We start from the raw sequence: 17,793 nt of genomic DNA, 5'->3' as shown, positions 1-17,793 counted from the left end.
AACTCATTGCCTCTTCGACCTTTGCGCCGCACGGCGCCGCTTCAGACAACTTCAGAGACTTCCATGAGAAAACGTCCTATTCCCACCCGCCGGTTCATCAAGCCCTCGTTCACTTCCCTGATTGAGAAGAAACGCGACGGCCAGGAATTCACGCAGGAGGAAATCCGTTACATCATCGACTCCACGCTCGATGAGGAAATGCCCAAGCACCAGCAGGCGGCCCTGTTGATGGCGATCTACTTCGCGAACATGTCCGCCCAGGAGACGGCCATCCTGACCGAGGAAATGATGCTTTCGGGTGAAGTCATCGATTTGTCGCATATCGCCAAGCCGAAGATCGACAAGTACTCGACCGGCGGCGTGGGCGACAAGACCGCCTTGGTGCTCGCCCCGCTGGCCATGGCCAGCGGCGTCGTGGTGCCCATGATGTGCGGCGTCGAGCAGGAGTTCGTCATCACCACCCTTGAGAAGCTCTCGGCCGTGCCCGGTTTCAAGGGTCACATGTCGATCCAGCACTTCCAGGACCAGCTCGCCCGCATCGGCGGCGCGATCGCCGAGCAGAGCCCCGAGCTCGCCCCGGCCGACAAGATTTTCTACGACCTGCGTCTCGAGACCGGCACGATCCCGAGCCTCCCGCTCATCACCGGCAGCGTGCTGTCCAAGAAGCTCGCGGAAGGCGCCGAGGGCCTCGTGATCGACGTGAAGTGGGGCAACGGTTCCTTCATCAAGGATCTCGAGCAGGCCAAGCAGCTCGCCCGCTCCATGACCCGCGTCGGCCGCTCGATGAAGCGCCGCTGTGTCGCGCTCGTCACCGACATGAACCAGCCGCTCGGCGACACCGTCGGCACCGCGCTGGAGATCAAGGAGGCCATCGCGCTCCTGAAAGGCGAAGGCCCCGAGGACATGAAGGAGCTCGTGCTCAAGCTCGGCATGGAGATCGTGCGCCTCGCCGGCGTGGCGGGCTCCACGCTCTCGGCCAAGCAGACGGTGCAGCGCCACCTCACCGACGGTTCCGCGCTCGAGAAGTTCAAGGACATGATCCGCGCGCAGGGCGGCGACACCTCGTTCATCGACCACCCGGAGAAATTCCCGACGGCCCGCCACATCCGCAAGCTGCCCGCCCCGAAGCGCGGCTACGTGCACACGATCAACGCCGCCATGATCGCCAAGGGGGTCTCGCTCCTCGGCGCCGGCAAGGACGCCGCGCACCACCACAAGATCGACTACGCCGTCGGCGTCTCGGAGATCAAGAAGGTCGGCACGCAGGTCAAGCAGGGCGAGCCGCTGATGATGATCCATTACAACGACGAGGCGAAGCTCGAGCAGGCGCTGAACTACTTCAAGGACGCCTACCGCCTCGCCCCGAAGCGCCCGATCCCGCCCCCGCTCGTCGTCGAGCGCGTGGCGTAAGGCGCGCCAATTCGCGGCGGTTCATTTCAAGGCCGGTCCTCGCGGACCGGCCTTTTGTTTGGCTGTAGGGCGGGGTCGCCGAACCCCGCCTCGGTCGCGGCATGATCTTCTAACGAAGGCGGGGTTGCTTCGCCATCTCCGCCAAGCCTCCGTCGGCGACCCCGCCCTACAATCTGACCCGCCGCCGAAGGTCGTTCCAAAAGGCCAGCACCAGCGTGATGACAGTCACGCCCAGCGCCACGTGCAGCCTGGGGTCCGCCAGCTGCGCAAAGGCGGCGGAAAGGTCGGACGCTATCGTCGGCGGAACGAAGTCACCCGACGCGGACGTGAGAGCCTTGAAGGCCGCGAGTCCCGCGCCGGCGGCGGCGCCTATGGCGATTGCGAGCAGGCGCGGAGACAGGCGCGACTTTTGCGTTCGCGGCAGGGCCGTCAGCACACGTCCGGAGAAACCGGCGTCGGGCAGGGGCGGCAGGGCCGCACCGGTGCGCAGCCAGGTCTCGAGGGCCGCGTCGTCAGACGGGGGGGAGTTCAGGTCGTGGGGTTCCATGAGGCGAGAAGCGGGCGGAGCTTGTCCTTGCCGCGGTTGATATGGGTTTTGACGGTGCCGAGGGGCCAGGCGAGGACCGTGGCGATTTCGGCGTGGGAAAGTCCCTGTTGGTAGCAGAGGTGCAGCGCGGTCTGTTCCTCGGGGGCGAGGCCACGGAGCGCGCCGGCGAGGTCGTGACGGAGATCGCTCAGCGGCGCGGATGAGGGCACGGGTTCCAGCGCGTCGAGATGTTCCGGCTCGACCGGTACCGTGCGTTGTTTGCGGCGCGCGTTGCGCCAGTGGTTATGCGCGATGCCGAGCAGCCAGGTCGAGAAACTGGAATTGCCGCCGAAGCGCGCCAGGCCGTGCCAGGCCTGGACGAAGGTTTCCTGCGCGAGATCGTCGGCGAGCGCGGCATCACCCCCGGACAGGTGCCGGAGGAAATGGCGCACGGCGGATTGGTGACGGCGGACCAGTTCCCCGAACGCGGCGTGGTCGTCGCTGACGAGCGCGCGGGCGATCAGTTCCGGATCGGTCACGATTGGGGCGGGCGGTCAGCGGGCTTGTCCTTGCGTCCGAGGAGGGCGTGGAAAATGGCGTAGAGCAGCATGGCCACGCCGATGAAGCCGGGGATGGCGGCGACGTACCGGAGCGGATGGAGAAACGTGACGAAGAAGAGGTAGAGGCCGGCGCCGGTCGCGACCAGGATCAGGCCGGCGCGGAAGTCGTTGTTTTGTTCCGGGTGTTGCTCGTGGCGCATGTCGGGCGGCAAAGGGGGCAGCGGCTGGCCCTTCTCGAGGGCGGTGCGGGCGGTCTCGTGCCACAGTTCCTGCCGGCGTTGGACAAATTTGAGGCCGAAGATGATGAGCAGGATGGTGAACGTGAGGCCGCCGAGGATGGCGGCGATGGCGACGAGATGGCCGCCGGAAATTTCCGCCAGGAGGTTGGGCATGAGGGAGGACATGAGAGGAAGGATGAGGTGGGACGAGGGATGATTCAGGAGGCCAGATCCCGCGGCAGGCGGCGGGGCCGGCTCGCCAGCAGGACGGCGACGAAGGCGGCGCCGAATGAAAGCGTGAAGGCGAGGGCGCCGGCGAGGGTGACTTCCGGGGCGGGCATGCCCGCAGCGTGACAACCCCAGACGGTGCCCGCGGTGCTGACGACGACGGCGAAGACGGGGGGCAGGAGATTTTTCATGGCAACGAGGATGGCGGGGAAGGTTTGAGTGGCGATGGAATTGGCGGTACCAAGGTGAGTGTCGCCAGCCAGGGGTTTGGATTCAGGAAAATGGGGAAAGTTGATCCGGCTGGCAGGGGTAGGGTTTGGCCCCATCCCCCGGGTCCGGGAAACCCGCTAGGATGAGGGACATGAACCTGAACTACCTGATTGGTGTGCTCCTCTTCATCTTCTGGATTGTCGCGCTGGTGGACTGCATCAAGGGCAACAATCCGAACAAGGTGGTCTGGATCATCGTGATTATCCTCCTGCCGTTCCTGGGGACGATCTTGTACTTCCTTTTTGGCAAGACAGCGCGCGGCTGACGCGCGCTGCTTTGGTCGCCAAAGCCGGTCGCGCAGCAGGCGGGCCGGCGCCTTGGGGTGTACGGCGACCCCGCCCTACAAAAGATTCGCCCTTGGCGGGCCGGCCGCCTTGCTAGGGGCTGAATGGAAGCCGAAGACGCCGAACTGGAAAACCCGAAGGCCCCGATCGACCCGATCCGCCCGCCGAAGGGCGATCCCATCCCCCAATCCCAGTGGCAGAAGCCCTGGGCGCAGCTGAAGTTCGTCAGCTTCCAGCCGGCCATCTTCCCGCGCATGCTCGGCGAGGTGTCGCGGGACGCCCGGCCGGGCGACCTGGTCAACGTGTACGACAAGTTCGGCCACCGCGTGGGCATCGGGCTCTTCAATCCGCGGGCCAAGATGCCGCTGCGGGTGGTGGTCCACACCGACCAGCCGATGGGCGAGGAGTATTTCGAAACGGCGATCCGCCGGGCCGTGGCCTTGCGCCGGGAGATGTTCAAGCTCGACGCGACCACGAACGCCTACCGGGTGCTCAATTCCGACGGCGATGGTGTGAGCGGCCTGACGATCGACCGGTACGCCGACACCCTCTATTGCGACGTGTATTCGCTGGGCATCTTCCTGCGCCTGCCGAAATGGCTGCCGTTGTTGCACGAGCTGCTGGGCACAAAGCACGTGCGCGTGCACGTGGATCACGACCTCGGCAGCCTCGAGGGCATCAAGCCCTCGCAGATGAAGGAGATCACCGCGTCCGCCCCCGACAAGGTGCGGATCCGCGAGGGCGACGTGAAGTACGAGGTGGATTTCGCCGAGGGGCACAAGACGGGTTTCTTCTGCGACCAGCGCGACAACCGGAAACGCTTCGGTCAGCTCGTGAAGGACCTGCGGGTGCTCGACCTGTGCAGCTACACGGGCGGTTTCTCCATCAACGCCATCCTCGGCGGCGCGGCCGAGGTGACGGCGGTGGACCTCGACGAGAAGGTCATCGCGCAGGGCCGGCGCAATGCGAACCTGAACCAAGTTTCTCCGAACAAGCTCAAGTGGGTGCACACCGACGCCTTCGCTTACGCGCGGCAGATGCAGAAGAACGGCGAGCAGTTTGACGCCGTGCTGTGCGACCCGCCGAAGTTCGTCATGACGCGCGATCCGGCCTTTGCCGCCGAGGGCATGCGGAAATACGCCGACCTGAACACCATCGCGGCCAGCCTCGTGAAACCTGGCGGACTGTTTGTCACCTGCTCGTGCTCCGGCCTTGTGTCGCTGGAGGATTTCGAAGGTTGCGTGATCAAGGGTGTGCACCGCCTCGGCCGCCGCTTGCAGATCTTCGACCGTACCGGTCCCGGCGTGGACCATCCGGTGTATTCGAACTGTCTCGAGAGCCGTTACCTCAAGCTGCTGTGGGCGCGGGTGGTGTGAGCGCGGGCTCAACGCAATTCCCTTGCGACGCTGGGCGATTGATTTAGCTTCATGGCAGCCGTTCCTGTCATGCCTATTCGCATCCAGCTATTGCCCGAGTACGTGCACGTGGTTTGGCATGGGGAACTCGTCAATCAGGACCTGGAATTCCTGAGCGCGGAAATGCCGCGGATCGGACGGCAGATTGGCCGGGCCCCGAACGTCCTGCACACCTTTGAGGAGGTCACGAGCACATCCCTGCGCTTTGATGCCATGCACATTCACGGGAACAGGCTGCGGTCGGTCAAAGTGCCCAACTCGTGCCGCATCGCCTCGGTGTGCCATCAACCGGTGGCCTTCGGCATGGCGCGCATGATGCAGCTGATCAATCAAAACCCCGCTCTGCAGATGCAGGTCTTTACCGAACTGGAACCGGCGCTGCGCTGGCTCAAGGACGCGCCGGCCACGCCGGAGAAGGCGCCCGCGGCGGGCCAGGTGCCGGCTTGATCCACGCGTTTCGCGATTCCTCGCGGATGGGGTTTGCCGGGGCTGGCGAGGTTCGCCATCAACACTGGCAATGAGTGACGGTCAACGCCCCCGCCGGAATTCAACCCGGTTATTTTGCCCGTTTATCGCCACCTGCGCCCTGTGTCTCGGCTTCGGCTTGGCGCAGGCGGAAAATCCGGTCGTGCCGGGCTGGTATGCCGACCCGGAGATGCATATTTTCGAGGGGCGCTACTGGCTGTTTCCCACGTACTCCGACCACCACGGCGAGCCACGCGGCCGCACGGAATACTCCCCGAGCCAGACGCAGCAGCGTGCCAAGGGCATCTATCCGCCGTTCCTGCCGCAGACCTTCCTGGACGCGTTTTCGTCGGAGGACCTGGTCCACTGGACGCGGCATGACTTCGTGCTCGAGATCAAGGATGTCGCCTGGGCGGCCTATGCCGTCTGGGCGCCTTCGGTCATCGCGCATCAGGGGGCTTATTACCTGTTCTTCGGGGCCAACGACATCAAGGACAACACCCAGCTGGGCGGCATCGGCGTGGCCGTCGCCGACCACCCGCACGGTCCGTACCGCGATGCGCTGGGCCGCCCGCTGATCGGGCAGATTCATCACGGGGCCCAACCGATCGACCAGATGGTGTTCAAGGACGATGACGGGGAAATCTATCTGTACTACGGCGGCTGGAAGCACGCCAATGTCGTGCGCCTGGCCCCGGACCTTTTGAGCCTCCTCCCTTTTCCCGACGGCGAGGTCTACAAGGAGATCACGCCCGACCCCGCCTATGTCGAAGGTTCGTTCATGGTGAAGCGCCGGGGCGTGTATTACCTGATGTGGTCCGAGGGTGACTGGACCGGGCCGGACTATTGCGTCGCCTATGCCATGGGCCCTTCGCCCCTCGGGCCGTTCCGTCGGGTGGGCAAGATTCTGGAACAGGACAACACGGTGGCGCGCGGAGCCGGGCATCATTCGGTTCTCAACCTGCCTGGCACCGACGACTGGTACATCGCCTATCACCGCCGCCCGCTCGGCACGGAGAATGGCAATCACCGTGAGCTCGCCCTGGAGCATCTGCATTTCAACGCGGATGGCACCATCCAGCCGGTGGTCATGACCGTGCAGGGGGTGGCCCCGCGTCCGTTGCCGTGAGGGGTGGCCGCCGGCAGAAAGTTGCCAGCGCCGCGCCGATCGTTAGGGTTCCGGCCAGCCTGTCCCCACCATGAAATGCGCCTGCCGACTCCTGTGGTTGCTGTCAGCCCTGCTGCTCACGTCCGGGCATGCCGATCCCGCGGCGGCCGGGGGCGCCTGGGTCGGGGCCTGGCGGGGGACGGACGGGGACACGGAGCGCGTGTTGCTGATCGTCGACGGGTATTTCACCCACACGACCTACGAGCGGGCGAACCCGCGGTTTCACCGGACCCTCGGCGGGCCCGTGGAATTCTCGGACTCCGGCGCGACGGCCTTGATCCACTTTGATTCCGCGGAACCCTCGCGGGTTGGCCGGACCGTCGGCCTCGTCGGGGAGCGGGTCGGGACGGAGCTCCGGCTGCGGTTCGACGACGCCGAGGAGGAAGTCTGGCAGCGGATCGGCGAGAGCCCGGGTGATCTCACCGGCGTGTGGCGCATCAGCGCCCGGCAGCGCGACGGCCAGTTCCAGGCCATGCCGCTGGCGGCGCGGCGGACGCTGAAGGTGCTGACGGGTTCCCGCTTCCAATGGGTCGCGATGAACATCGAGACCGGTGAATTCTCCGGCACGGGCGGCGGCCGTTACGGTTTTGTGGATGGCGTCTACACGGAGACGATCGAGTTTTTCTCGCGCGACCCCAGCCGGGTGGGAGCGAAGCTGGATTTCCAGGGGAAGGTGCAGGAAGGGGACTGGCACCACCAGGGACGGAGTTCCCGCGGCGAGCCCATTTACGAAATCTGGTCGAGGCTCGTGTCAGCGCCCTGATCGCGGGCGCTACGGCTTCCGCTGCAGCTCCCGGGCAAGGGCGAGGTTCTCGCGCACCTGTCGGTCGTCGGGGCGGAGGCGGAGGACGGCTTCGTAGCGGGCAATGGCCTCGGTGGGCCGGCCGGCCATGAGCAGGCAGTTGCCGAGATTCGTCAGCGCCTCCCAGTGGCTCGGGTCGCGCTCGACGGCGAGGGCGAAGGCCTGGAGGGCGGCGGACAGGTTGCGGCGTTGCACGTGGTAACTCCCCAGCGCGTAGGCCACGTCGGCCGAACCGGGTGAGTGCTTCTCCGCCTCGCGCAGGGCTGCCTCGACCTCTTCCGGGGGGAGGAGGCCGGCCAGCTTCAGTCGGGCGTCTAGGGCGGTCGCATCCTGCGCCAGCAGGGTGCGCAGGTGGAGGATGGCTTCGTCGCGCCGGCCTTGGCGGGCGAGGCCATCGGCGAGGTTGAACCGGGCGTTGGTGAAGGCGGGGTCGAGCGCGACGGCTCGGGTCAAGTGTGCGAGCGCCTCGGCGAGGCGGCCCGCAGCGAGCAGCAGCGCCCCGAGGTTACCGTGGGCGAAGGCATGATCCGGGGCGAGGGCGAGCGCGCGGTTGTAGGCCGCGATTGCGGCGGCCGGCTGGCCCTCGAGGGCGAGGGCCTGGCCGAGATTGTTGAAGGCGCGGGCGTTGTCGGGCCGGCGGTCAGCCGTATCCTGCCAAAGCGCGCGGGCAGATTGATAGGTGCGGTTGCGCTGCCAGGTGGCGGTGCCGAGCACCCCGACCAGTGCGGCGATCAGGGTGACCCGCAGGGCCAGGGGCCAGCGCCTGATTAGCCGATGGACGCCCACCAGCAAGGCCACGATAACTGGCAACAACGCCAAGTAAACCCGGTGCTCGGCCATCGTCTGCGTGGCCACCGGCACGAGGCTCGAACTCGGGGCGAGCATCGCGAAAAAGGCCAGGCCGAGAAAACCCCACCACCGGCCGCGCCAGATTGCCCAGACGAAAAAGCCGAAAGCGAGAGCGAGGACCAGCATCCGGCCCCAGACCTCGGTAAAGCCCCCCACCACCGGGGTGCCGTAGTCGAAAACGAGGGCCGTCGGCCAGACCATCAGGCGAAGGTAGTGTGGGATCGCGGCCGCCTGAGTGATCAGGTAGGACCAAGGGGTCACGGTCGTCGCCCAGCCAGCGGAGGCACCGCGACCGTCGTGGGCGAGGACGAGGCCCGCGAGGGGCAGCCAGCACGTGGCCAGCAGCAGGAGGAGCTGGCCGTTCCGATTCCAAACCTCCCGCCAAGAGCCGGCGGCGAAAGCGCGGTCCCAGATCGCGGCGACGAAAGGCAGGACTACGATGGTTTCCTTGGTGCCGACACCCAGCAGGCAGGCTAGCACGCTCACGGTGCCCCAGCGGGCGCGGGACGCACCGGGTTCGCCGGCGCGGATGAACCCATAGAGCGAGGCCAGGAACCAGAGGCCGGCGAGGGATTCCGCGCGCTGGGCGACATAGGTCACGGCGGCGGTCTGCAACGGGTGCACCGCCCACAGGAGGGCTGCGGCGGCGGCCAGCGTATCCGCTGAGGTAATGTCTCCCGCGGGCGGGTGGCGGAGAAAGGTGCGCCGCACCACGCCGAAAACCAGCAAGGCCGCCAGCGCGTGGATGCCGAGGTTGACGAGGTGATAGCTGCGGGGATCGAGTCCGCCGAGGGCGTGATTCAGCGCGAAGGTGAAATTCAGGACGGGACGACCGCTCACCGTCTCGCCGGCCGTGGCCGGCGGGAACAGCCAATGCAGCGACCCCCAATCCCGGATCGTGGGGTTGTTGACGATCGCCTCATGGTCGTCGAAGACGAACGGGCCGCGGCCCGCGCCCGACCAGGCGAGCAGGACGGCGAGCACGATCACCGCGGCGAATGCCCGCGAGGAAGTTCCGTTCATGGCCTCAGGGGCTAGGCGTGGGACGCGGAAGGACAAGGGTGACGGAGGCGGAGCGTCCGCAAAACCTAAGGCTTCGTGAACAACGCCACGTGCACCGAGAGCGTGGCGGTCAGGCGGGCGGGCAGGAGGCCGGGCCAATCCGTGCCGTCGCGGGTCAGGCGGTGGATCGACGGGGACATGGCCACGAGGTCCACCAGCAGGGCGTGCGGAAGCTCGCGGGATTCGCGGACCTCCAGCGAAGCCGCGCGGACGAAGCCGCCGAGATCGGCGGCGGGAAGCTTGTCGTCACCGATGCCGGCCAACGGCAAAAAGGCGCGAAGCTCGCCCCAGTGATGGGCCTGGGGATAAACGAACAGGGCCTGGCCACCGGGGCGGAGGACGCGGGTGATTTCCGTGAGGGGCCGCGGGGCGAAGATCGACTGCACCAGATCGAGGCTGCCGTCGGCGAAGGGCAGGGGGTGAAGCAGGTCGGCGCGCAGGATCCGGGCGGTTTTCAGGGTCCGGGCGGCGAGCTTCACCGCGTCGACCGAGAGGTCCAAGCCGTAGGAGGTGGCGTACTGATGCGACCGGCCGACATGACCAAGGAAAAATCCCTCGCCGCAGCCCAGCTCCAGCAAACGGGCGCGGGGTGCCGCGAGCGGAAGGGCGGCCAGGGCCGCCACCAGCGGGTCAAAAACCCCCGCCCGGTGCACGCGATCGCGCGCCAGGATCATGTCCCGCGTGTCGCCCCGGCCCGCGCCCTTCTGCCGTCCATGCAGCAGCGAAAGATAGCCTTCCTTGGCGAGATCGAAGCTGTGGCCCTGTGGGCAGCGGTAAGTGCGATCAGCCGGGCTCAGGACTCCGCGGCAATGGGGGCAGACGAGGGGCATGGCGTAGGCGCGAAGTTTGGGCAGAAACCCGGCCTTGGCGAATCGTTTGCACCGGCCCGGCCGGATTCGCGTCCCGGCCCCCCCTCTCGGCGCTATTTCTGCGGCTTGGCCGTCATCTCGGGATGCACGCGCAGGCCCTCGCCCACGCGGCCGGTGGCGGGCAGCGCGGCCAGACGGGGGAGGCTGCGGCGGACGATCTGCAGCGCAGCGGGGTTGAGCTTCTGGTACACGCCGGTCAGGGAATCCCAGCCCCAGGGGGCGATGCCCTCGGCGGGGTTGGAAATGATGATCAGGCAGGCGTAGTTGATACCAACCTGGCGCGCGTAGGAAATCTCGGTGCCGACGTTCATCGTCACGACGTCGCCGCCGATCTGCTTGAAGTAGGCGATCTCGGCCGCGCTCTCGAAGCGGCCGCCGGCGGCCTGCACGACGACGCCCTTTTCGTGGATATTAATGTCATCGAAGCTCCGGTCGGGGCGCAGCACGGCGCGGGATTCCTCCACGAGGATCCGGTGGATCAGGGGGTCGACGGCGGGCGTGAGGCGGGCGAGCACAAACCCCTCGTCACCCAGCGAACCCGGCGGGATCATCTTCGGGCGGTCGGTGTTGAAATCGATCACGTCGTGCGGGACGACGAAGTCCCGGGTCTTCATGGCGAGGTTGATGCCGCCGGCGGTCGCGCCGCCGATGGCCTCCTTCACGCCGAGCTCGTGGAGCGCCAGCCAGGTGGCCACCCACTTGCCGCGGCCGTGGCCGTCGATGAAGTAGAAGGGGACGCCGTCCACCTCGCCGTAGTGGATCACGGGGGAGGGGCCGGCCTTGGTCTCGATCGTGAATTCCTGCTTCAGCCAGCCGGAATCCAGCATGATGTCGTTCAGGTAGGTGCCGCCGATGACGGCGACCCGCGCCGGGGGCGGGGGGGCGGCAAGCAGGAGACCGGGAAGCGAGAGGAGCAGCAGGAGGGCGGGCAGTTTCATGCCCCCGCCTGAGCAGGGGCAATGCCACGGCGCGCGGGCTTAGTCCCGGGCGTCATTGATCTCGAGCCAGTAGCCGTCGGGGTCTTGGAAATAGATCTGCTTCACGCCGTCCACGCGGTTGGTCACGGCCATTTTCTCGCCGGCCCAGTTTTCGTAGGGCACGCCGGCCTGCTGCAGGCGGACGATGAAGTCGGTGACGGAAGGCACCGTGAAGCACAGGTGGGTATTCTTGTCCTTCGGCAGGCTGACCTTGGCGCCGGAGATGAGGTGGAGATGGGTCTTCGGCCCGATGAGGAACCAAGTGTGGCGTCCGTCCTTGAAGGGCTCGGGGATCGTCGGCAAGCCGATGACCTTCTCGTAGAAATCAGTGCTGATCTTCAGGTCGGCCACGTAGCAGGCGATGTGGTTGATGCGGGGGCTGACAGCCGCCACATCCGCGGCGGACGCGGGGCAGGGGAGGGCGGTGGCGGTGAGACCGAGCAGGGTCAAAAGGCCGACGGATGGGATTTTCATGGAGAGGAGAGGCAATCGCCCAGCCGAGCAGGCGAACGGGTTCAGGCAACGGGTGAGGGGCGGAACAGGAAATTGTGTGTGCCGAGCGTGTCGGGTCCGCCGCCAGCGATCGCTGCGACCTCGGCGGGGGTGACGCGCCGGGGCGTGGCGGTCGCGGTCCAAGCCTCATACCCTAGGTCCCAAAAGATCGCAAAAGTGGCTGCCAGGTGCGGGTTGACAATGCACCCGGCTGGCTGGTGTTCGCCCACGGAAATTTCCACGACCCAGACCGGCTGAGGCCGGCTGCGGAGCAGCCGGCGGGCACCCTGCAGGGCCCAAAGTTCCGCTCCCTCGATATCCATGACCACCAGGACACGACGGCCGGCCAGCCGGTCAGCCACGGTGTCATCGAGCGTTGCGCATTGGACCCGCGTCACGTAGTGTGCAGGTGTTCCAGCCCATCCCTGGATGAGGGAGGCCCCGGTTGCACCCCCGAAGATCTCGATCTCGCCACTGCGGTTCGACGCGGCCAGTGGAAATATCTCAACATCCTCCGACCATCGATTGGCGGCCAAGTTACGACGCAAGTACTCGAGGTTGGTAGGCATTGGCTCGAAGGCCAGCACAGTTCGGCCCAACTGGCGGGCATGACAGCAATAGTAGCCGATGTTTGCGCCGACGTTCAGGAGGATATCGGTAGCAGCCAGCAACTCGCGGATGAGCACCGTCTCGGCGGGTTCAAACCGGCCGGCTTGCATTTCGGCATGACCCACCAAGCGAAATCCGAACGGGGTCATCACCGGGGTCTGGTGAAGTAGGCGGCGATCCCGCCAACGGCGATAACCATTGGCAAGCAGGGGCATCCGATCGACGAACGGACGCAGAAATGTCAGGATAGGCTTGAGCGTGCGCATGCTGGCGTCGGGCTCAGGGTCGGCGGCCGATCCGGCGGGGTCAACTTTTGCCTGCCGGGCGATAGCAGCGGGTATTCCGAGATGGACATGGCCCGGGGCATGCCAAGCATCGCGCCCGCATGCCAAGTCTGAACAACCTCTTCGAACAGAACCAAGCATGGGCCGAGTCGATCAAGCGGCGGGACCCGGAATTTTTCTCCAAACTCTCCCGTCAGCAGAGCCCGGAATACCTCTGGATCGGTTGCTCGGATTCGCGGGTGCCGGCCAACGAGATCATCGGGCTCCTGCCCGGCGAGGTCTTCGTCCACCGCAATATCGCCAACGTCGTCGTCCACGCCGACCTGAACGCCCTTTCCGTCATCCAGTTCGCCGTGGATATGCTCAAGGTGAAGCACATCATGGTGGTCGGCCACTATGGCTGCGGCGGCGTGAACACCGTCATGCGCTGCCAGCGCGTCGGCCTGGCCGACAACTGGCTCCGCCACGTGCAGGATGTGAAGGTCAAACACGAGGACTGCCTTTGCCGCCTGCCCGACGACACCGCCCGGAGCGCCCGCCTGTGCGAGCTGAATGTCATCGAGCAGGTCGCCAACGTCTGCGCCACCACCGTGCTCCAGGATGCCTGGGCGCGCGGGCAGGAAGTCACCGTGCACGGCTGGGTCTACGGCCTGCAGGACGGCCTGCTGCGTGACCTCAAGACCACCGCCAGCAGCGCGGAGGAAGCCTCGGCGGTGTACAAGACCGCGGTCGCGGCGCTGGAGTAGACGCCGAGTCGGCGCAAACCAGTGTGTCCGGCGGCCGCGTTCCCCTTCCGGGCGTAAAAAAACCCGCGGCGTCGGCCGCGGGTTTTGAAATTTCAGATCTCAAATTTTAAATTTGAGATGGGTTTACCACCTCGCCTCAGGCGCGGCCGAGGTAGGAACCGTCGGCGGTGCTGACCTTGATGATCTCGCCGGCCTTGATGAAGAGGGGGACCTGGACGACCAGGCCGGTCTCGCACGTGGCGGGCTTCTGGACGTTGGAGGCGGTGTCGCCCTTGATGCCCTCGGAGCTCTCGGTGATCTTGAGGGTCACGGAGGAGGGGATGTCGATGGTGACGGGGGCCTCGTTGATGAAGAGCACCTCGGCCTTGCCGTTGGCCACCAGGTAATACTTGGCGTCGCCGATCATGGCGGCGTTCAGCTCGAAGGTCTCGAAGGTTTCCGGATCCATGAACGAGAAGCTGTCGCGGTCGGCGTAGCTGAACTCCAGGGTGCGACGGTCGGTCGGGAGGACCTCGACGGGATCGGGGGAATTGAAGCGCTGTTCCAGCGACTTGCCGTAGCGCAGGTTGCGCATTTTCACCTGCACGAAGGCCCGGAGATTGCCCGGGGTCCGGTGCTGGGTCTCCATGATGAGGTGGGGCTCACCGTTGAACTTGATGACTTGGCCTTTGCGGAGGTCGTTGGCTGCGGGCATGACGGATTCGGTTCGGGGGTTCTGGTTTAGTAAGGGTACAGGAATACCCAGCGGCTTTCGGGGCTGTCAACAGCGGTCTCGGACAAAGGTGGCGCCCGCGCCCGGCGCTGGCTGCTTAAGGTGCTCCCGAACGACTTCCGGGGGTTCGCCGCCGGTCATTTGCATCTCCAAGCTTGTCATTTCCAAGGGGCTTCCGACACTGCGCGCCATACCCATGAAGCAGCGCACCCTTTTGCGCGAGGTCTCCATCAAGGGCAATGCCCTGCACACCGGAGACGCCGTGCATATGACTTTCAAGCCCGCCCCGGCCAACCACGGGATCGTGTTCAAACGCATGGACCTGCACGGCCATCCCGAGCTCAAGCCGCGGGTGGACCAGGTCACCGACCTGGTGCGCGCCACGACCATTCAGGTCGGCCACGCCAAGCTCCACACCGTCGAGCACGTGCTCAGCGCCCTGAGTGGCTGCGGCATCGACAACCTCCTGATCGAGATCGATGCCAGCGAGCCGCCGATCCTGGACGGTTCCGCCCGCGAGTTCGTGAAGTTGATCCAGCAGGGTGAGCCGGTCGAACAGGACGCCGATCGCGAGTACTTCGCCGTGACCGAGACCGTCTCGATCTCCCGCGGCAACTCCTCGATCATCGCGCTGCCCTTCGACGGCCTCAAGATCACCTGCACCAGCGCGGATGACCGCGGAATCCACACCCAGCACCTGTCGCTGGTCATCGATCCCGACAGCTACATCACCCAGGTCGCCGCCGCCCGCACCTTCACGATCTACGAGGACATCGAGGAACTCATCAAGCTGGGCAAGATCAAGGGCGGCAGCCTCGACTGCGCCGTGGTCATCAAGGGCGACAAGATCATCTCCAAGGAGCCGCTGCGCTTCGCCGATGAGTTCGTGCGCCACAAGATCCTCGATATCATCGGCGACATCGTGCTGCTCGGCATCCCGCTGAAGGCGCACATCGTCGCCACGCGGCCCGGCCACGCGGCCAACGCCGAGCTGACCAAGGCGCTGTTCGAGAAATACGAGGCGTGGAAGAAGGGGGGCAAGAAACCTGCCAAGCCTGCCACCCCCCGCGCCGAGATCGCCACCGAGTCGTCGCTCGACATCCGCCGCATCCTCGACACGGTGCCGCACCGTTACCCGTTTGTCATGATCGACCGCGTGGTCGAACTGGGGGAGGATACCCTCACCGCGATCAAGAACGTCACGATCAACGAGCCGTTTTTCCAGGGCCATTATCCCGGCAATCCTGTCATGCCCGGCGTCATGCAGCTCGAGGCCATGGCGCAGGCCGCCGGCATCCTGCTGCTGCGCCGCGCCAGCATCGAGGGCAAGACCGCGCTCTTCATGAGCTGCGACAAGGTCAAGTGGCGCAAACCTGTGCGTCCCGGCGACCAGCTCAACATCAAGGTCAAGCTCACCCGCGTGCGTGGCACCGTCGCCTGCGCCGAGGCCGAGTGCACGGTCGGCGGCCAGGCGGTATCCTCCGCCGACCTGATGTTTGCCGTGGTCAACAACGCCGACGTGGACTGACGCCATGGCCCAACAGATCCATCCCACGGCCATCATCGAGCCCGGTGCGCAGCTGGGCGAGGATGTCATCATCGGCGCCTACGCCTTCGTCGGCGGCAAGGCGGTGATCGGCGACGGCACCGTCCTGCACCACCACGCCAACGTCGAGGGCCGCACCACCATCGGGCGGCAGTGCGAGATCTTCCCGTTCTCCTGCGTCGGCACCAAGACCCACGACCTGAAGTACAAGGGCGGCGAGCCCGGTCTCGTCGTGGGCGACCGCAATGTTTTCCGCGAGTACGTCAGCGTGCACGGCGCCACCAACGAGGCCGACTACACGCGGATGGGCGACGACAACGTGATGCTGGCCTACAGCCACATCGCCCACGACTGCATCGTCGGCCACCACCTCGTGATGAGCGCGCAGTCCGCGCTGGCCGGGCATGTGGTCGTGGAGGACCATGTCAACATCGGCTGGGGTTCCGGCGTGCACCAGTTCTGCCGCGTCGGCAGCCACTCCATGCTCGGCGCCATGTCGAAGGTCGTGCAGGACGTGCCGCCCTACATCATCGCCGACGGCAACGCCGCCATCGCCCGCTCCATCAACAAGGTCGGCCTCGAGCGCCATGAATTCACGGTGGAGCAGCTCGACGCGATCAAGCAGGCCTTCCGGCTCTTCTACCGCTCGGGCTACAACCGCACCCAGGCTTTCGAGCACATGCGCCAGCACAAACTGGCGAGCGCGCCGGAGTTCCAGCACTTCCTGAATTTCGTCACGAAGAGCGAACGCGGGGTCGTGGCGGGGAAGTGAGCGGGTAGGGCCGGTCAAAGCCCGGTCCTACTTCGGGGCTTCCCCCAGCTTCCGCAACAGCTCGTAGGCATACAGCCCCGTGCGGTGGCCGTCGCTGAAATCGAAGCGGATCGCGTAGTTGCCCACGCGTTCCCAGCCGGTCACCTCGACGCCGCGGTAGTCCCGCGGGGCTTCGCCGCCATAGACCGTGCCGAAGATGTCGCGCTCGCCCTTGACCTCCGCGCTCGGCGAAGCCGCCCGCAGCGTGGCGAAGGTGATGTAGCTTTCCTGGCCGTCATCCCAGCGGATGGCGACCTCGGGGCCGATGAGTTGCACGTCAACAGGGGAGGGCATGGCGAGGCCTGCAGCTAGCGGCATCCCGCGGATAAAGGGAAGCCCGATCGCGGGACCCGGGCCCGGGGCCGGGCGTGTGGGCTTGCCCGCGCCGTGCGCCCGGCCTATCACCGGGGCGCATACCCCATGAAAATCCCCGCCCCACTGGTCCTGATCCTCCTGAGCGCCGGTCTGCTGGCCGGTTGCAGCAAACAAACCGCCACGCCCGCGCCCGCCTCCGCGCCGGCGAAGATCAAGATCGGTTTCCTGGTGAAGCAGCCCGAGGAACCCTGGTTCCAGTTCGAATGGAAGGGTGCCGATGCGGCCGCGAAGCAGTACGGTTTCGAGGTGGTGAAGCTCGGCGTGACCGACGGCGAGAAGGTCATGACCGCCATCGACAGCCTCGTGGCCGGCGGGGCGCAGGGTTTCGTGATCTGCACGCCCGATGTCCGCCTCGGGCCCGCCATCGCGGCGCGCGCGAAACTCAAGGGGCTCAAGCTCATCACCGTGGACGACCAGTTCGTGTCGGCCGACGGCAAGTTCATGACCGAGGTGCCCTACCTCGGCATGTCGGCCAGCAAGATCGGCGCCGCACAGGGCGAGGCGCTTTACGCGGAGATGCAGCGCCGCGGCTGGCCGGTGGCGGAGACCGCTGTGTGCGCCATCACCTTCGAGGAACTCGACACCGCGCGCGAGCGCACCGACGCCTCCATCGCCGCCCTCCGGGCCGCGGGGTTTCCGGCCGACCGCATTTTCAAGGCACCGCAAAAGACCACCGACATCCCGGGCAGCCTCGATGCCGCCAACATCCTGCTCACCCAGCACCCGGACGTGAAGCGCTGGCTCGTCCTCGGCATGAACGACAACGCCGTGCTCGGCGCCATCCGCGCGACCGAGGGCCGCGGCTTCACCGCGGAGAACGTGATCGGCATCGGCATCAACGGCACCGACTGCATCGACGAGTTGCGCAAGGCGAAGCCCACCGGCTTCCACGGCTCGATGCTCGTCTCCGCCCCGCAGGAGGGCTTCCAGACCGCCGAGATGCTCTATCATTGGATCAAGGACGGCACCGTCCCGCCGGCCGACACCCGCACCAGCGGCATCCTGATCACCCGCGAAAATTTCGAACAGGTGCTGCGGAAGGAAGGGATCATCGATTGAGGGCAACAGCTGTAACCGGGGTCGCTGACCCCGGACCGGGCTCAGCGAGCCAGGCT

Annotated in this window: 21 protein-coding genes; 10 read left to right on the top strand and 11 right to left on the bottom strand. The window is 66.2% G+C overall.

Translation table 11 applies throughout. From position 1 onward, the window contains the following. Nucleotides 1-63: 63 nt before the first annotated feature. Nucleotides 64-1,410 (top strand): thymidine phosphorylase, encoded by a 1,347-nt coding sequence (locus Verru16B_RS17560; protein WP_069963499.1) that lies wholly within the window; start codon nucleotides 64-66, stop codon nucleotides 1,408-1,410. Between the two features lie 166 nt (nucleotides 1,411-1,576). Here the strand turns inward: Verru16B_RS17560 and Verru16B_RS17555 are convergent, their stop codons facing one another. The 4 genes from Verru16B_RS17555 to Verru16B_RS17540 are packed head-to-tail and all read right to left on the bottom strand — an operon-like array spanning nucleotide 1,577 to nucleotide 3,133. Next, complete coding sequence (locus tag Verru16B_RS17555; protein ID WP_069963498.1) at nucleotides 1,577-1,957, bottom strand: hypothetical protein; 381 nt, start codon at nucleotides 1,955-1,957, stop codon at nucleotides 1,577-1,579. Continuing rightward, the gene (locus Verru16B_RS17550; protein ID WP_157772524.1) at nucleotides 1,939-2,475 is read right to left on the bottom strand and encodes an RNA polymerase sigma factor; all 537 of its coding nucleotides are present in this window, start codon (nucleotides 2,473-2,475) and stop codon (nucleotides 1,939-1,941) included. Before Verru16B_RS17550 ends, Verru16B_RS17555 begins: the two co-directional genes overlap by 19 nt. Continuing rightward, nucleotides 2,472-2,900 carry a DUF6249 domain-containing protein gene (locus tag Verru16B_RS17545; RefSeq protein WP_069963496.1) on the bottom strand — a complete coding sequence of 143 codons (429 nt, stop codon included), beginning with the start codon at nucleotides 2,898-2,900 and terminating at the stop codon, nucleotides 2,472-2,474. The genes Verru16B_RS17550 and Verru16B_RS17545 overlap by 4 nt, the downstream gene beginning before the upstream one ends. A 32-nt stretch (nucleotides 2,901-2,932) precedes the next feature. Next, entirely contained in the window at nucleotides 2,933-3,133 is a 201-nt protein-coding gene (locus tag Verru16B_RS17540; protein WP_069963495.1) for a hypothetical protein, read from the bottom strand. Between the two features lie 170 nt (nucleotides 3,134-3,303). Between Verru16B_RS17540 and Verru16B_RS17535 the strand changes: the two genes are divergently transcribed. The 5 genes from Verru16B_RS17535 to Verru16B_RS17515 all read left to right on the top strand — a co-directional run bounded on the left by Verru16B_RS17535 (nucleotide 3,304) and on the right by Verru16B_RS17515 (nucleotide 7,307). Beyond that, on the top strand, nucleotides 3,304-3,477 hold the full coding sequence (locus Verru16B_RS17535) for a PLDc N-terminal domain-containing protein (protein ID WP_218918792.1): 174 nt from the start codon (nucleotides 3,304-3,306) through the stop codon (nucleotides 3,475-3,477). A gap of 123 nt (nucleotides 3,478-3,600) precedes the next feature. Next, the gene (locus Verru16B_RS17530; protein WP_083270465.1) at nucleotides 3,601-4,872 is read left to right on the top strand and encodes a class I SAM-dependent rRNA methyltransferase; all 1,272 of its coding nucleotides are present in this window, start codon (nucleotides 3,601-3,603) and stop codon (nucleotides 4,870-4,872) included. Nucleotides 4,873-4,923: 51 nt separating this feature from the next. Next, entirely contained in the window at nucleotides 4,924-5,358 is a 435-nt protein-coding gene (locus Verru16B_RS17525) for a hypothetical protein (RefSeq protein ID WP_157772523.1), read from the top strand. Nucleotides 5,359-5,428: 70 nt separating this feature from the next. Then, a complete protein-coding gene (locus tag Verru16B_RS17520; protein ID WP_083270464.1) occupies nucleotides 5,429-6,505 on the top strand; it encodes a glycoside hydrolase family 43 protein in 1,077 nt (358 codons plus the stop codon). A gap of 70 nt (nucleotides 6,506-6,575) precedes the next feature. After that, entirely contained in the window at nucleotides 6,576-7,307 is a 732-nt protein-coding gene (locus tag Verru16B_RS17515; RefSeq protein WP_157772522.1) for a membrane or secreted protein, read from the top strand. Nucleotides 7,308-7,316: 9 nt separating this feature from the next. On the opposite strand, the gene Verru16B_RS17510 is transcribed toward Verru16B_RS17515, so the two are convergent. From Verru16B_RS17510 to Verru16B_RS17490, 5 genes are all read right to left on the bottom strand, one after another. Continuing rightward, entirely contained in the window at nucleotides 7,317-9,218 is a 1,902-nt protein-coding gene (locus Verru16B_RS17510) for a tetratricopeptide repeat protein (RefSeq protein WP_069963492.1), read from the bottom strand. A 65-nt stretch (nucleotides 9,219-9,283) separates the two neighbouring features. Further along, entirely contained in the window at nucleotides 9,284-10,087 is an 804-nt protein-coding gene (locus tag Verru16B_RS17505; RefSeq protein WP_069963491.1) for a methyltransferase domain-containing protein, read from the bottom strand. A 92-nt stretch (nucleotides 10,088-10,179) separates the two neighbouring features. Continuing rightward, nucleotides 10,180-11,064: a phosphorylase family protein gene (locus Verru16B_RS17500; RefSeq protein WP_069963490.1), complete on the bottom strand. Its 885-nt coding sequence runs from the start codon at nucleotides 11,062-11,064 to the stop codon at nucleotides 10,180-10,182. A 39-nt stretch (nucleotides 11,065-11,103) separates the two neighbouring features. Next, complete coding sequence (locus Verru16B_RS17495; protein WP_083270462.1) at nucleotides 11,104-11,577, bottom strand: VOC family protein; 474 nt, start codon at nucleotides 11,575-11,577, stop codon at nucleotides 11,104-11,106. A 41-nt stretch (nucleotides 11,578-11,618) separates the two neighbouring features. Further along, complete coding sequence (locus Verru16B_RS17490) at nucleotides 11,619-12,470, bottom strand: FkbM family methyltransferase (RefSeq protein WP_157772521.1); 852 nt, start codon at nucleotides 12,468-12,470, stop codon at nucleotides 11,619-11,621. Between the two features lie 119 nt (nucleotides 12,471-12,589). Here Verru16B_RS17490 and can point away from each other — a divergent pair, with 119 nt between their 5' ends. Further along, a complete protein-coding gene (gene can, locus Verru16B_RS17485; protein ID WP_069963488.1) occupies nucleotides 12,590-13,234 on the top strand; it encodes a carbonate dehydratase in 645 nt (214 codons plus the stop codon). 136 nt (nucleotides 13,235-13,370) lie between these two features. Here the strand turns inward: can and efp are convergent, their stop codons facing one another. After that, entirely contained in the window at nucleotides 13,371-13,928 is a 558-nt protein-coding gene (gene efp / locus Verru16B_RS17480) for an elongation factor P (RefSeq protein WP_069963487.1), read from the bottom strand. Nucleotides 13,929-14,142: 214 nt separating this feature from the next. Between efp and Verru16B_RS17475 the strand changes: the two genes are divergently transcribed. Together Verru16B_RS17475 and lpxA are read left to right on the top strand one after the other, a co-directional pair. Next, nucleotides 14,143-15,474, top strand: a complete 1,332-nt coding sequence (locus Verru16B_RS17475; RefSeq protein WP_069963486.1) for a bifunctional UDP-3-O-[3-hydroxymyristoyl] N-acetylglucosamine deacetylase/3-hydroxyacyl-ACP dehydratase — start codon at nucleotides 14,143-14,145, stop codon at nucleotides 15,472-15,474. 4 nt (nucleotides 15,475-15,478) lie between these two features. Continuing rightward, on the top strand, nucleotides 15,479-16,264 hold the full coding sequence (gene lpxA, locus Verru16B_RS17470; RefSeq protein WP_069963485.1) for an acyl-ACP--UDP-N-acetylglucosamine O-acyltransferase: 786 nt from the start codon (nucleotides 15,479-15,481) through the stop codon (nucleotides 16,262-16,264). Nucleotides 16,265-16,291: 27 nt separating this feature from the next. Here lpxA and Verru16B_RS17465 read toward each other — a convergent pair whose 3' ends face one another. Further along, nucleotides 16,292-16,597, bottom strand: a complete 306-nt coding sequence (locus Verru16B_RS17465) for a gamma-butyrobetaine hydroxylase-like domain-containing protein (protein WP_069963484.1) — start codon at nucleotides 16,595-16,597, stop codon at nucleotides 16,292-16,294. Nucleotides 16,598-16,723: 126 nt separating this feature from the next. Here Verru16B_RS17465 and Verru16B_RS17460 point away from each other — a divergent pair, with 126 nt between their 5' ends. Beyond that, the gene (locus tag Verru16B_RS17460; RefSeq protein ID WP_069963483.1) at nucleotides 16,724-17,737 is read left to right on the top strand and encodes an arabinose ABC transporter substrate-binding protein; all 1,014 of its coding nucleotides are present in this window, start codon (nucleotides 16,724-16,726) and stop codon (nucleotides 17,735-17,737) included. Nucleotides 17,738-17,793: the final 56 nt, after the last annotated feature.

The sequence above is a fragment of the Lacunisphaera limnophila genome, assembly GCF_001746835.1.
Taxonomy (GTDB): domain Bacteria; phylum Verrucomicrobiota; class Verrucomicrobiia; order Opitutales; family Opitutaceae; genus Lacunisphaera; species Lacunisphaera limnophila.
The sequence above is the reverse complement of the archived record's forward strand: the minus strand, read 5'-3'. Positions and strand labels throughout refer to the sequence as shown.